We start from the raw sequence: 13837 nt of genomic DNA on the forward strand, positions 1-13837 counted from the left end.
CTCAGGAAACTCTGCAACAGGGGAACTTGCAATGAAGAAAATAACAGCGGTATTCACGCTGGCAGGAGCTGCGGCCGGGCTAACGCCCTCCGCGGCTTTCGCGCAGGATGACCTGATGGCGTTGGGCATGGACGAGCTCCGCTCCGAAGTGCAGCGGCGCTACGATGCGGGCCTTGCGATGACCAATGACTCTTCGGTCATCGCGGCCAATGACCCGCGCTATTTGTGGGCCAGCGAAACCAAGGCCCAGTGCGGCATTGCGCTCGGTTATCTCAAATCGAGCACTCGGGATGAGGTCAGCCTTTCGCGCTGCGCTCTCGCTTACGACATGATGCAGCGCGCTCCGCGTCCGCGTGTCGAGCCGGCACCGCTGCCGACACCGCAGCCGGCGCCGGATGTCTGCAACCGCGAAGCACCGGGCCTGATCTTCTTCGAGTTCGATTCAGCCACACCGCAGCAGGATGCCGTCGAGACCGTCCAGTACGTCGTCGAGAATGCACCCGCCTGCGACTGGAACAGCTTCACCGTGATCGGCCATACCGATCGCGCCGGTAGCAATGCCTACAACGAAGGTCTTTCGCAGCGCCGCGCCGAAGCGGTGGCGAACCTGATGGCAAGCCGCGGTATCCCGGCTTCCAGCATCACTACCCAGGCACAAGGCGAAGAATCGCCGCGTGTGCCAACTGCCGATGGCGTGCGCGAGTTGCAGAACCGCCGCGTCGAAATCCAGGTCAGCGAATAAGAGGGGGGACGAATAATGCGTACGACAACCCTAGCAATGACCGCAGCGCTCCTGCTTGCAGGCGCAGCTCCGGCAGCCATGGCGCAGGATGCTGCGACCGAAGCCGTCACCATGCAGGAGGCGATCACGATTGCGATGCAGTCGAACCCGCAGATCCTGCAGGCGCAATACAACAAGGAAGCGATCGAGTTCGAGCGCCGCCAAGCGCAGGGCCTGTTCCTGCCGCGTGTGAACATTGAAGCGAGCGCGGGGATCCGCCGTCTGGAGAATAACACCCGCCGCACCTTGGGCATTGCCGATGAAGAGCTTTATCCGCTCGAAGCCGGGATCACCGGCGAATGGACTGTGTTCGACTTCGGACGCCGTCGCGGAGAGCTTCTGCGCCAGGCCGCACGCGTGGACGGTGCTTCGCTGCGCGTGCTCGAACGCTCCGAGTTCATCGCCCTGCAGATCGCCCGGCAATATCTCGACGTCTTGCTCCAGCAACGCGTCGTTGCTGCGGCGCGTGACAATGCGTCGTTCCACCAGTCGCTGGTGACCGACCTGTCGCGTGGGGTAGACGAAGGTTCGATCTCGATTGCCGACCAGCAGCAGGCTGAAGAGCGTCTTCAGTCGGCCCTGGTCCGTAGCGAAGAAGCGAGCCTGGAGCTCGAGAACGCGTACATCTCGCTGCGTCGCCTCACCGGTCTCGATGTCTCGTCGGCGACGTTGCCGCCGAACCTCGCCAGTGCGATGCCGCCGGACCTGCCCAGTGCGATCGGACTAGCGCGGATCAACAATCCGCTTGTGCGTGAAGCCCAGGCCGACGTGGATGCCGCTAACGCCCTCGTCGATTCGGCAGAGGGTGACTTGTGGCCGACCATCGGTCTCGAAGCCCGTGGCCGGGTCGGTGAAGACATCGACGGATTCCGCGGCGAAACGAACGACATCCAGGCCCGCGTCGTGCTGCGCTGGGATGTCTTCGATGGCGGGATCAATCGTGCCAAGCTGCAGGAAAACGTCCGTCAGGCAAGCCTTGCCCGCTACGCCCTGCATGACCGCCAGCGTGAAGCCGAAGAAGACGTCCGCCTTGCATGGCAGCAGCTCTACACGCAGCGGCGCGTGACCGAACAGCTCGCCCGTCAGAGTCAGGTAAGCGATGACCTGCTGCTGTCGTATCGCAGCCAGTTCAACATCGGCCGCCGTTCGCTGCTCGATGTGCTCGATGCGCAGAATACTAGGTTTAACACCCAGGTACGTCTCGAAACGGCACGCTTCTCGCAATTGTTTGCGCAGTACCAGACGTTAGCTGCTACAAACCAGTTCCTAGACGCGTTGAGCATTGCACCGGGTGCCGGTGCGATGGAGCAGGAACGCCAGCGGTTCGATTATGGTCCGCCGGTAGAGGCCGAGCTGCAAAGGCGCGTCGACGGAGATTGACACGCTAAAGGCTCGTGGAGGCCATGGAACAAACGGTTTCAGAACAGATCGACGGGCGGATCCTTGATCCGCTCGTCGAGTGCGTTGCAGAAGGGTCCCGTCGTTACGGGCTTCCCTTCGCACGCGACCTGTTGGCACAGCTACCGCGCAACCGTGACGGTCTGCTTCCCCTCCACCAGGCTCCTGCCGCGCTCGAACTTGCAGGGCTGAACTACGAAATCGAGAAGCGGCGCAAGCTGCCTTCCACCTCCAAGGACCTGCCTGCCATCGTCGCGCTTGGCGAGCGGCAATACGTCCTCCTGCTCGACATGCAGGACGACGAATTGCTCGTCTGGCGCCCTGAATCCGGTAGTGAAATCTGGGAAGCGCGTGACAGCATTGCGGAGGCGTTCTCAGGTGCGCTGATCCCGATCCACGGCGATCCGGACAAGATGCGCACCGACGAAGCGCCGTGGTACGCTAAGGCCCGCCAGCATTGGTTCTGGGGCGAACTGCGCCGCGAACGCCGGTCGTTCATGCCGGTCCTGCTTGCCTCACTTCTGATCAATCTTCTTGCGATCGCGCTACCGATCTTCACGATGAACGTCTACGACCGCGTGATCCCGAACCAGGCGCAGGAAACGCTGTGGGTGCTAGGGACGGGCGTGGTCTTGGCCTTCGTCCTAGAATTCGCCCTGCGCCGCGCGCGCACCTCGATCGTCGATGAAATTGCCCAGCGACTGGATCTGAAGCTCAGCCAGAAGATATTCTCCCGCCTGCTCGCCGTTCCGTTGTCGGAGCGGAAAGGTCACACTGGCTCGCTTGCAGCGCGTGTGGCGGAATATGCGGTGGTGCGCGACTTCTTCGCGTCGACTTCGGTCGTGCTCGTCGTCGATGTCGCGTTTCTACTGGTGTTCGTGGGCGTCATCGCAGTCATCGCAGGCTGGCTCGCACTGGTGCCGCTGACGATCATCTTCGCCATGATGATCGCGGGCTACATCCTTCAGAAGAAGGTGGTTGAAGCCTCTCAGGACGCACAAGCCGATTACGGACTGCAGCAGACGTTGCTGGTGGAGTCCCTGACCGGTGCGGAAACGCTCAAGGCCATGGGCGGAGAGGGCGGCATGCTCTCGCGCTGGCACCAGTTGGCCGAAATTGGCGGCCACTCGCAACTACGCCTGCGGTCGATCAATTCGCTGGCGGTGGGGCTCGCCCAGGTGTTTCAGCAGGTTTCGACCGTTTCCCTGATTATCGGCGGGTATTACCTGTTCGCCTCCGGGCAGATCACCATGGGCGCCATTATTGCCATCGTGATGCTGGCATCACGTTCACTCGCGCCCGCCGGGCAAATCGCCTTCCTGCTGACGCGGGGACGGCAGGCGCAGGAAACGCTTGGCAGTATCGAGCGCCTCTTCGAGGGCGAGGACGAGCGCCGTCTCGGTGCCAGCGTCGCCCCAGCAGCCATTCGCAATCCGCGCATCGAGTTCGTCAATGCCGAATTCGCGTATGGCGAGAGCGCGCAGCCCGCGCTTTCAGGGCTCAACCTGACCATCGAACCCGGCGAGCGGGTGGCGCTGGTCGGTCGGGTTGCATCGGGCAAATCCACCCTCGGCCGCCTGCTATGCGGCCTTTACCGACCGACCGGTGGCGCCATGCTGGTGAACGGTATCGACGTGCACCAGTACCGTCCGCAACAGTTGCGCGACGCGCTCGGCTTCGTCGGCCAGGATGCTGCACTCTTCTCGGGTTCGGTCCGCGATAACCTCACGCTCGGGCGCATGGGAATTTCCGAGGAAGACCTGCAGGCTGCAATGCGCGCCACCGGAGCGGATTTCTTCCTGTCCCGCGATAGCGGTGGTTTCGATCGCGCCGTCGGCGAAGACGGCAGGCAGCTGTCGGGCGGCCAGCGCAGTTTCCTTGCCCTGACCCGCGCCATGGTCGAGCCGCGCGAACTCCTGTTCCTCGACGAGCCGACCGGCGCGATGGATAGCGATACGGAGAAGATGTTCGTCGATCGTCTCGGCAATTCGCTCGACGCCAAGCAGACGCTTATCATCGCCACCCACCGCCCGGCGCTGTTCTCCATATGCGACCGCTTGATCGTGCTCGATCGCGGGCGTGTGGCCGCAGATGGTCCGGTCGCCGAAGTCCTGGCAAAGGCTGGCGCAGCGAAGGGCGCACCGTCATGACTGCGGCAACCGTAACCCGGGCGCGCCGTTTCGGTGCTCTCGCCTTCCTCGCCCTGGCCAGCCTTCTCGTCGGCACTTCGTCCCTGCTTGCGCCAGCCAATTCGGCCCAGGCAATGGCGAAGCTGGCTCCCTCGCTCCAGCGCGACATTGCTGACATGACCACCGGAGCGGTCGAGATCGACGAGTTGGGCGCCGCGCAGATCGTCGATGCCCAAAGTCGCAACCTCGCCATCCCGATGATGAAAGGACGGCTGGAAACTGCGGGTCGATTCGCCGGCATTCCGCTGAGTTCGGGATCCTACAAAACGGCCAGCCAGTGCCTTGCGCAGGCCGTCTACTACGAGGCTGCGCTCGAGCCGGAAAAGGGCCAGCGCGCAGTTGCTCAGGTCGTCTTGAACCGGGTGCGGCATCCCGCGTACCCCAACACGGTCTGCGGCGTCGTCTACCAGGGCTACAACCGGCCCGTCTGCCAATTCAGCTTCACCTGCGATGGCGCCCTGACGCGCACGCCCCAGGCAAACCTTTGGAAGCAGGCCAAGGCGGTTGCCCGCGATGCAATCGCGGGACACGTCGTGGCCGATGTCGGCACAGCGACCCACTACCATGCCGATTATGTAGTGCCGAAATGGGCCTATACGCTGGGCAAGATCACACAGATCGGACGCCACATCTTCTACCGCTTCCCGGGCTCGCCCGGCCGGGCTGCCAGCTTTTATCGCGGCTGGGGCGGCAGCGAGTACCTCCCGCATGTCGATTTCGACCGCTTCCGGCTTGCAGCCCAGGCTGAACAGCAGACCGTGATCGAAGAGACCTTTACCCCGGGGCTGACTGTCGCACCCGACGTGAAGGACCGCCATGCCGCCGCCGATGTCGGAGGCCGGATCGACACCACGAAGACTTGGCGCCTTTCCATTCCCGATCCTGTCACCGCAAGTTCGGGATATCGCTCCACGCTCACCGAGCAGGGTGAGCCAATCCAAACTTCCGCAGAGAATATCGAGACACCGTGATGAGGATCGGAACAAGCTGGCGCACCATGCCGGCCGCGCAACGTTTGATCGTCATCGCCACCGTGGGAATAGCTCTCCTGTTCGCCTGGGCGGCATTTGCGCAGGTCGATCAGATCACGCGCGGTACGGGCAAGGTCATTCCATCGAGCAAGGCGCAGCTGGTCCAGCCGGCAGAGCCTGCCGTAGTCGCTGAAATTCTGGTCCGGAATGGTCAGAGCGTTAAGAAGGGGGACCTCCTGGTCCGCCTCGACGACACGCAATCTTCTGCTGCCCTTGGTGAACTGCAGACCGAGAACGAACGCTTGGCTGCTCGCGCAAGGCGGCTCAGTTCGGAGGCTTCAGGCGGGCAGATCGGATGCGAGCCGGGCATGGCATGTGCGGAAGAGGCACAACTCGCACAGGCACGGCGGGCCACGGCTCGTGCACGCGAGAGTTCGCTCGCCTCGGCAGTCGAACAACGTCGCCGCGATTTGTCGGAAGCCCAGGCGACTGCGCAGAGCCTCGAAAGCAGTCTTCGCCTTGCGCGCGAGCAGGTCGAGATGCTGCGCCCGCTGGCGGCTCAGAACATCGTTCCGCAGACGGATTTGTTGACCGCGCAGCGCGAAGTGATCGATTTGCAGGGCAGGCTGGCAGCGGCTCGGCAGGCGGCAGGACGCTCTGCGGCGGCCATCAGCCAGGCGCAGGCCGATCTCAACCAGGCGCGCGCGGACTTTCGCCAACAGGCCCTGGCCGAACGCAGCGAGATCACCACGCGCATGGCCGTCAATGAAGAGAGCATTCGCGGAGCTTCCGCGCGCCGTGATCGCAATGAATTGCGCGCCCCGTCGGACGGAATTGTCAACGACCTGCAGATCAGCACCCAAGGCGGGTTCGTCGGCGCGGGTGAGCAGATCATGCAAATCGTACCGGTCGGTGACAGGCTGCTTATCGAAGCGCGAATCTCGCCCAGCGACCGTGCGTTCGTGAAGGTGGGCGACAATGCGAATGTGAAGGTCACGGCGTATGATTTCTCGATCTATGGCGGGATCAAGGGTCGCGTTGCGCAAGTGAGCGCAGACAGCATTTTCGACGAAGTCGAGCGCGAAGCTTATTATGCGGTCGTGATCGAGACCGATCGTGCCTTTATCGAGAAGGGCGGCGTTCGCCTGCCGATCGTACCGGGCATGATCTGCGACGTCGAAATCCTGACGGCACGCCGCAGCGTATTGTCCTATCTCTTCAAGCCGGTGAACCGCGCTTTCGACAGGGCGATGACCGAGCGCTGAGCGCGCTCCGCCATGATCTCAGTATCCGTGTAGCCAGCTCTGCTTGGCACCGAGGCTCATGACCGGGCGATAGCCGTGGTCTGCGCGGGCATCGAGCGGCGCGTCTCCGACATTGTCGAGCATCAAGTAACCTTCGTCGGTCTTGACGAGCAGCACTGCGTGGTCGCGGCGACGAATGAGGTCGCGCGCCAGTGTGAGGATCATGTCGTCCCGCGAAATTCCGGCAGCAGCCAGCAATTCCATCTTGAGGAGGGCGAAGTCCTCGCAATCGCCCTTGCCAAGACGCAGCGTGGTGCCGGCATCGGCCCAATAATCGGCGCGGCCGTACAGGTCGCGGTCTTCGGCATGGGTAATGCTGCGATTGACCCACCGATTGACCGAGGCGACCAGCGCGTTCTGGTCGACACGAGGCGCACCGATGGCAGCTAGGGTCGGCCCCAGGTTCGTGCGCGTGCGGCTGACGCGGGCGAAGGCACTGTCGAAGCTCGTTGAACCGACCGCCACCAGCTTGCTGCCAAGTATGCGATCAGCGCCGCCTTGAACTGCTGGAACCGCTGCCATGGGCGGCTGTGCCTTGAGACGCGGCACGAAGGATAGGGGCTTTACGGGGTCGAAAACGGCGCGCGCGGCAAAGGGGCTCGATACGCTGCAGCCCGCCTGCCTTGCAGGAACGGGGGCAGCCGCAGGTTCGAGCGGCTTCGCCGGCGATCCGGCAAATAGCGGATGGTCGTCCTGGCCTTCCTGCTGTGCGCGAATGGCATCGAGCGCGCTGGCCTGCCCGAGAATGGCAGTCGTCTTGCTCTGGCGGGACAGCGCTGCGCCGGATTGGGCGGCTGCACCCGGCTCTACCGCGTTGCAATCGGTTGTGCCGGCGATGCCCGGAGCGGCAGCGAAAAGGACTTGGGAGCTGGCGGCCTGTGCGGGCGCCGCAATCACTGCCGCCAGCCCTGCGCCAGCAAGAGCGAGAGTTATGCCGGATCGTGAACGGCGGGGCAGGGCGGGCGCATTGACCATGCCCTCCCAGCTAAAGCGTTGCCGTCAAGACGAGGTTTCGCAGTCTGGTTAACGCCGCGCAAACGTTTCGGGCGCTTCAGCCAGCGGAAAGGGTTCAACTACTAGCGTCGTGCAATTCCTGACCATTGAGGATTTGCGATGCGCCTTCGACCAACGGCCCTGCTGGCCGCGACCCTGGCTTTCGGCCTGCCTGCGACCGCCCATGCCGACGAGGCGTATGGCGGCGTCTATGCGCATGGCGTCGATACGCCGTTCACCTTCGACACGGGTGAGGGCGGCGCGGACCTGCAGGTCGGTTACCGCTTCGATCCGATCGCCGGGCTGGAGGCCCTGGGCGGACCGCAGCCCTACGTATTCGGCTCGGTCAATTCCGACGGCGATACAAATTTTGCAGGCGTGGGCGTCAGCTGGAAGGCGGAGATCGGCAAGCTTTACCTGCGCCCCGGCGTGGGGCTGGTGATCCATGACGCACCCGATGTCCGGGTCGATCCTGCAACCAAGATGAGGACCGATCTCGGCAGCCGCGTCCTGTTCGAACCGGAGCTTGCGATCGGTGTGGACCTCAACCCGCGCTGGTCGATCGAGGCCAGCTGGGTCCACATCAGCAATGCGCGCCTGTTCAATTCCGAACAGAACCCCGGCATCGACATGATTGGATTGCGGGTGAATTACCGGAAGTGAGAATGTCTGGAATGGGGTGGAAAGCTGACAGAAATGGCTGCTGATGATAACGCCTCAGAAATGAGAGTTACCTTCCTGTGTCTTGCCTTAGGTGCGATCTTAATTTGGGGCTCCGCAATTCTGATGTTGGGATGGCACGCCGTTAGCGGAGTCCTGAGTTTTGATTCACCCCTTCATTCTGCGATTATGCTCTCAATCGCCGCAGCGCCTTGGCTGTATTTGCATAATGCGAAGAACAAGCGAAGGTAACATCCGCAACCGGGCCGGAGGGTTACCTTCTTGTCTTAGTCGATCAAGGCGCAGAAAGTGCCGTTGCTTTCTGGCGAGCAACGATAGAGGGCGCCGGCAAACGACGATAGCGGAGTCGAAGAGACGAGGGCACAATGTCGAGCTGAAGCAGCCTCCTGCCAGCTGACGACCTAGATCAGGACGCCGTATCTCACTGCGTTCACGACCTTGCCTATGAACCGTCGCACTTTCCCTTTGCTACGTGCGCCCATGGGCAGGCGAGGCAGCACCTCGGACACTGTCGAAGGACGCCCCCTGGTGTCATTCAATGGCACAAGGCGCGGCGCGCCTTCAACTCGTGTAGCGGGCTTTGAGCCGTCGAAAGCGACGACCTGCGTATAGCCATTGAAGGTCACCTTCGCTCCATTGGCATTGCTCGTTGTCGCCACGGCCGTCTTCGCATTGCGACCGCGACCCGCTCTGGTCGATTTCTTCCGGCCATTGGCGGCTCGCTTGCCCGAAGAACGGTTCTTCACGTTTCTCGAGCGTGGCGAGCGCGAGGTCGTGTTGACGTCCAGGCTGGCTCGACGCGCAGGGCCGGAGGCAGTCGACGTCGGCGGCGTGGCAAGTGGAACCCCGTTCACTGCAGTAATGCTAGCCCGTGAAGCCTTGCCGTTCTTGAGGATGCCTTTGAGCGGAGCGGGGCCAACGACTGGAGCTGCGGCTGTCGCAGGCACGCCCTGCTTTGCCGATTTGCCGCTCGCCTTGCGCGCCTGCTTTTTGGAAGATTTTTCTCGCTTTTTCGAAGGAGCGACCTTTCCCGAAGCGGCCTGCTTGCTCTTTTCTCGTGGTTTGCGGTTCTTACCGCTTTGCCCTTTCGCAGGGGCTTTGCGTCCGCTGGCCTGTACCTCGCTGGTGAAAAGCGCCGTTGGTGCGATGCCGGTGGAGCAAAGAGCAAGAATGGCTGCACTCGCTATCAGTTTGGCAGCTTTCATTCGACTTCTCCAATCGAGTCCACGAGCAGCATCTGTCCTGTGGTCAGATCGCTCATTGCTGCAAGGTTTGCGGCGTCAGGATGATCCTCGCCTTGCGCATCGAGTACGTCGCGCATGCGGTAAGCAACGATATCTTCTTCGTAGAGCGGTTCATTCCAGAAACGCAGCTGGCCGATCGCCCCCTCGAAACGACCCGAATTTTCGATCCCCAACCCGCCAACATAGAGCCCGGAGGATGGCAGCGATGAAGGCCTCAGATCGCTGGTCCCAACCACCGTTCCATCGACGTAAACTTCAAGTCCGTCGTCCATCACATTGATCGCAACATGGTGCAGATTGCCGTCGGTCAAATCGACGAGGAACACGTCTTCATCGTCGTCATTTGCAAACACCAGTCCATCGCGATCCCTCATTACCGAGACCAGATAGGAGATGCCCTCCGGGCCGATATTGAGAAGTACCGGCGGGTCATAGCCCGGGTCAGCCGACCATGCGGGAGCAATCCAGAACTCGACTGCGCCACCAGCAGACAGGTCAAGCTGCGGCGCGGGCTCGAAAGCGAAGGGGCCAGTCTCACCAAGTTCGATGATGTCGGGCGTATATTCTTGCGCGACAAGCTGTACTGGCGCGAACGCCAAGGTCAGCGCGGCGCACGCGACGGTTATACTTTTGATCATTGACCATCTCCCTCGAATCTTAATCGCTCGGTATCGTGTCGGAATAGTGCTTCACCCTGAGCGACAGCGTCACTTCAGGCTGTTTGCCATTGCGGAATGTCCAGTTGGTGGTGTGGGACTCGTCGACCGGCAGTCCACTCCTCTGCATCGGAGTGTTGTTCAGTTCCCGTGACTCCAGCCGCGGCTTGCCGTCGATCCGCTTGGCATTGTAGCTCCAGTTGAAGTCGAACTTCAGTCGGTATTGCTGGATCTCGGCACGCGTGCCGCGCAGGATCAGCAACCCCGGTTCGTTCTCCGCAACGCGGTAGTCATATGTCTCGCTGTGCTTTTTCTTTAACTCGCAGCGAACCTTGAGCGTCTTCTCTTTCGCGAAATTCGAACGAGGACCCGTCGCGAGGATGCGGATTGTGCCTTCTGCCTCGACCGTCGTACCGATGTGCGTCTTGTTGCATTTCATGTGGCGGACATAGACATGCCATTCTTCAATCGGCTCGACTGCCTCGGGCTCATCGTCGGGAGGCGGCGGCGACCAGGCTACGTTCGATATCAGGCGTTCGTTGCTGAGCGGACGTGCTTGCCCGGCGAGGTAGCCATTGATCGCCTGTCCGAGTTCAGACCGCACCCGCGTGTAGATGTCCGGCTGGTCGGGAAAGTTGATCGGGTTGAGCAGCTCGTCGAGCGGCCGAAGGTCAAGAAGAATGGGTGCCACACGATCACCGCGGGAGAACCCTCCTGAGTCGAATGAACCGTTGCCCCCGACAGCAATGAACCGGCCATTGTCATTACTGAGCTGGCCGCCCGTGCTGTCGCGTACCTCGCTCTTGCTTTCCTGAAAGCCGCTGATGCCACTGCCGACAACTTGGATCTCCGCCTCGGCGCGATTGCCCTCGCTCGTCCCCAGCGCTGAGGAAAACGCTTCCTGGGAGATATCCTTCCACATCTTTGCCGATGAGCCATAGGTGACGGCATAGGGGTAGTGCGTGCCAAAACGCTGGATAAGGTAGCGGTAATCGCCTTCGCGCTGGGCGTCGGTAATGGCCGTAATGAAGTCGCCAGATAGCTTGGCATTGGCATGGTCCAGCACGATGGCGTAGCTCTTCGCACGAGAGTATCCGACCACCTGGCCGACACTTTTGCTTTGCCGCATGGCAGTCATGGTCTCGTTCGTGCTCTGGAACCCTGCGCTGAAACCGGTGTCCGCTACGGTGCCAGTACCCGGTACGAATGCGAGCACAGAATTGACCGCGCCGGATGCACTGATCTTGGCATTGACGCCAAACCCGGTGGAGAAAGTGCTCTGCATCTCGCTTTCGCTGGCGGCGAGTGTCTGGCGATAAACGCTGCCCTGGATGACCTCGTTTTTGAGGGTAAATCCAAACGGAACCGAATACTTCTCTTGGAAACGATATTCGTCGGGTCCGCGTCTGGCGAAGATTTCGCCCAGGTCATTGTTGATCAGAAGAAACGGGTTCTGGGTGAGAACATTGTACCCCCTCAGGCTGGCGGCAAAATTGTCCGTTTGCTTGTCGATTGCGAAGACATCGTCGATCGGGACCTCGCTATTGGCTGCCGTGTCCGGGCGCACGAATTGGCGCCGGCCAATCCGAAGGCGCAGCTCGTCACCGGCCGTCATATCGACCGCGATCTGAGAGCCGTAAGGGGAGTTGCCGTCCGCTTCGAAGGTCTTGGTCAGGCCAGGCTGCGCAATAATATCGGCGATACTTGAACCATCGCTGGATACATAGCGCCAGTACCGTACATCGTTCGTTCCCGACATGATCCAGATTTCGTTCCCCGGATCGTCTCCCGGTGCGACAAACAGGGTTTCGGGTGTCGTGTAATTCCCGTGCAGCAGGCCAGCTATGTCGAGGCCGCGGACGTCCCATTCGGTGCCGTCATTCTGGGAAGTATCGAATACTGGTTCGCGGTTCTCGGTCCAGACACCATCGAGCCTCGTCCAGCAGGCTGTGTCGCCATCCGCTAAAACTGGGGAATCATCTTCGCTCGCGACCGGAGCGAACTGGCGGCCGGTTATGCGGTCGCGAGGCGTGGAAGGCGGGGTTTCGGCCGACAATTGCTGTTGGCGTGGTTGCTTCGGTATCGGGCAACCGCGAAATGTTTCGGCAACCGGGCGCGGCTGACCAAAAGCCTCTTCGAGCGACGAATAGCGTCTGGTCGGAGAGCTTGGACCTTCGCCGGAACCAAGGGGTTCAGCGAACGCGGGCAAACCTTCCGAAGTGCTGAATTGGCTGTCGGCAACCCGGCTCAGCGTATAACGCGCGGGGCCTAGCAAGCCCGGAACTGAAGCCTCGATACGATCATGCGAAACGTGGCGGAGCGTTACCCTGCCCATCATCGGAAGATCGTCTCCGACATACTCATCGTCATTTGTCTGCTGGATATTGCGTATCGTGACCATGTCCGGCTGGACTTGGAGGACGAAGGCGTGTGTCCAGCCTTCCACCGCGTAGGCCCTGCCGCGATCGATCCGGATCACCTTGCCGATCGTATCGACCCGCCAGTCGCCGTCGATCTCCATTGGTTCTCCTGCTGGCACGGCGGCTTTGTCGGGCAGGAACGCAGGGATCTGGGCGTGGACCGGCTCGACGGGAGTGAGCGCGGTCCCGGCCATCATGGTGGCAGCTGCGATCGCGATCAGTCCCTTCTTGAGCATTACTTGATCCTCTCAAGAGTGACCCGGAACTGCAGCTTGGTCTTGTTTGACAGGACAGTAACGGTGTCATTGACCTTCTCGCCGACATTCAGCGGGCGGCCCTTGGCTCGCGCATTGGGAAGCAGCTGGCTCTCCTTGTTGAAGATGAGGCCACCGATACCGCCATTGGCCTTGCCCTCGACACGCAATGCGCTGAAGTTTGCGAGGTCGGGGGCAGAGGTGAAAGTGAGCGCGCCCGGCCCATTGTTGTAGAAATTGTAGTTCTGTGTCCGATCACCGTCATCCTTGCACTCCACCCTGAAATTGCGATGCTTCGAGATCAGTCGATCTTTTGCCTTGTCCAGGATCGAGACCTTGACTGTGCCGTCGTACTTTTTTCGGGTGAGCTTCTCGCCCGAGCAATGCCCACGGCTAACATGCAAGCGATAGGTGTGCATGGAAGGTGTCGGGTCGATAACCTCGTTGCCGTCATCAATGATGCCATCTCCGACAGTGGCGTAATCAGTCGGGACAAGCGCGTATTTCGCCTCACCCATGGTACCCTGGACAACACCCTGGAGCGTGCCGTTGGGTTGGCGGTTGAATACCACCTTACCCATCATCGGAAGGTCGTCGGCTTCAAAAGTATCAGGGCCGGTTTGCCGAAAGTTTTGCAAGGTGACCATTCCGGCTTTTACCGTGAAGATAAGCGCCGTATTCCACGGATCGATGACGTAGGCTCGACCATTCTCGATCGTGATCCGCTTGTTGATGGTCGAAACTACATACGTCCCATCTGCATCAGTAGCTTCGCCCGGGGCCACGCTATCCATGTCAGGTAGAGCCGCGGGGACCTGGGCCGATGCGGCTTGAGGCGCAACAAGCGCGAGGCTGGCGCAGAGCGCGAGAGTAAGACCTGAGCGAATGTTTGCCACTGTAGGTATCCTTCCAATTTGGCAGCTCGGAATGACTGCCTGTCCTCATT

General features: G+C 61.2%; 11 protein-coding genes. 6 read left to right on the plus strand and 5 right to left on the minus strand.

The genetic code is table 11. The features are described 5' to 3' along the window. Nucleotides 1–31 precede the first annotated feature (31 nt). The 5 genes from CVE41_RS08815 to CVE41_RS08835 are packed head-to-tail and all read left to right on the plus strand — an operon-like array spanning nt 32 to nt 6604. Entirely contained in the window at nt 32–742 is a 711-nt protein-coding gene (locus CVE41_RS08815) for an OmpA family protein (RefSeq protein WP_232725625.1), read from the plus strand. Nucleotides 743–757: 15 nt separating this feature from the next. After that, nucleotides 758–2161 (plus strand): TolC family protein, encoded by a 1404-nt coding sequence (locus tag CVE41_RS08820; protein ID WP_232725626.1) that lies wholly within the window; start codon nt 758–760, stop codon nt 2159–2161. A 23-nt stretch (nt 2162–2184) separates the two neighbouring features. After that, nucleotides 2185–4329, plus strand: a complete 2145-nt coding sequence (locus tag CVE41_RS08825; protein ID WP_100260310.1) for a type I secretion system permease/ATPase — start codon at nt 2185–2187, stop codon at nt 4327–4329. After that, on the plus strand, nt 4326–5339 hold the full coding sequence (locus CVE41_RS08830) for a cell wall hydrolase (protein ID WP_100260311.1): 1014 nt from the start codon (nt 4326–4328) through the stop codon (nt 5337–5339). The genes CVE41_RS08825 and CVE41_RS08830 overlap by 4 nt, the downstream gene beginning before the upstream one ends. Next, on the plus strand, nt 5339–6604 hold the full coding sequence (locus CVE41_RS08835) for an HlyD family type I secretion periplasmic adaptor subunit (protein WP_100260312.1): 1266 nt from the start codon (nt 5339–5341) through the stop codon (nt 6602–6604). The genes CVE41_RS08830 and CVE41_RS08835 overlap by 1 nt, the downstream gene beginning before the upstream one ends. Before the next feature lie 18 nt (nt 6605–6622). On the opposite strand, the gene CVE41_RS08840 is transcribed toward CVE41_RS08835, so the two are convergent. Next, entirely contained in the window at nt 6623–7618 is a 996-nt protein-coding gene (locus tag CVE41_RS08840) for a transglutaminase-like cysteine peptidase (protein ID WP_100260313.1), read from the minus strand. Between the two features lie 138 nt (nt 7619–7756). On the opposite strand from CVE41_RS08840, the gene CVE41_RS08845 reads away from it, so the two are divergent. Next, the gene (locus CVE41_RS08845) at nt 7757–8299 is read left to right on the plus strand and encodes an acyloxyacyl hydrolase (RefSeq protein WP_100260314.1); all 543 of its coding nucleotides are present in this window, start codon (nt 7757–7759) and stop codon (nt 8297–8299) included. A 419-nt stretch (nt 8300–8718) separates the two neighbouring features. Here the strand turns inward: CVE41_RS08845 and CVE41_RS08850 are convergent, their stop codons facing one another. From CVE41_RS08850 to CVE41_RS08865, 4 genes are read right to left on the minus strand one after another with little or no spacing between them, the layout of a single operon-like run. Then, nucleotides 8719–9522, minus strand: coding sequence for a hypothetical protein (locus CVE41_RS08850; protein WP_100260315.1), 804 nt, complete (start codon nt 9520–9522; stop codon nt 8719–8721). Beyond that, nucleotides 9519–10199, minus strand: a complete 681-nt coding sequence (locus CVE41_RS08855; protein ID WP_100260316.1) for a LamG-like jellyroll fold domain-containing protein — start codon at nt 10197–10199, stop codon at nt 9519–9521. The genes CVE41_RS08850 and CVE41_RS08855 overlap by 4 nt, the downstream gene beginning before the upstream one ends. 19 nt (nt 10200–10218) lie before the next feature. Beyond that, complete coding sequence (locus CVE41_RS08860) at nt 10219–12873, minus strand: MAC/perforin domain-containing protein (RefSeq protein ID WP_100260317.1); 2655 nt, start codon at nt 12871–12873, stop codon at nt 10219–10221. Then, on the minus strand, nt 12873–13787 hold the full coding sequence (locus CVE41_RS08865) for a hypothetical protein (protein ID WP_157799458.1): 915 nt from the start codon (nt 13785–13787) through the stop codon (nt 12873–12875). Before CVE41_RS08865 ends, CVE41_RS08860 begins: the two co-directional genes overlap by 1 nt. Between the last annotated feature and the right edge of the window lie 50 nt (nt 13788–13837).

Origin of the sequence: Qipengyuania seohaensis (assembly GCF_002795865.1) — a bacterium.
GTDB lineage: Bacteria > Pseudomonadota > Alphaproteobacteria > Sphingomonadales > Sphingomonadaceae > Qipengyuania > Qipengyuania seohaensis.

What these genes read in the sequence shown, in the direction of transcription:
- CVE41_RS08845 (WP_100260314.1), top strand. Translation starts at nt 7,757, where the DNA reads ATGCGCCTTCGACCAACGGCCCTGCTGGCCGCGACCCTGGCTTTCGGC.
- CVE41_RS08825 (WP_100260310.1), top strand. Translation starts at nt 2,185, where the DNA reads ATGGAACAAACGGTTTCAGAACAGATCGACGGGCGGATCCTTGATCCG.
- CVE41_RS08840 (WP_100260313.1), bottom strand. Translation starts at nt 7,618, where the DNA reads ATGGTCAATGCGCCCGCCCTGCCCCGCCGTTCACGATCCGGCATAACT.
- CVE41_RS08820 (WP_232725626.1), top strand. Translation starts at nt 758, where the DNA reads ATGCGTACGACAACCCTAGCAATGACCGCAGCGCTCCTGCTTGCAGGC.
- CVE41_RS08860 (WP_100260317.1), bottom strand. Translation starts at nt 12,873, where the DNA reads ATGCTCAAGAAGGGACTGATCGCGATCGCAGCTGCCACCATGATGGCC.
- CVE41_RS08815 (WP_232725625.1), top strand. Translation starts at nt 32, where the DNA reads ATGAAGAAAATAACAGCGGTATTCACGCTGGCAGGAGCTGCGGCCGGG.
- CVE41_RS08855 (WP_100260316.1), bottom strand. Translation starts at nt 10,199, where the DNA reads ATGATCAAAAGTATAACCGTCGCGTGCGCCGCGCTGACCTTGGCGTTC.
- CVE41_RS08850 (WP_100260315.1), bottom strand. Translation starts at nt 9,522, where the DNA reads ATGAAAGCTGCCAAACTGATAGCGAGTGCAGCCATTCTTGCTCTTTGC.
- CVE41_RS08835 (WP_100260312.1), top strand. Translation starts at nt 5,339, where the DNA reads ATGAGGATCGGAACAAGCTGGCGCACCATGCCGGCCGCGCAACGTTTG.
- CVE41_RS08830 (WP_100260311.1), top strand. Translation starts at nt 4,326, where the DNA reads ATGACTGCGGCAACCGTAACCCGGGCGCGCCGTTTCGGTGCTCTCGCC.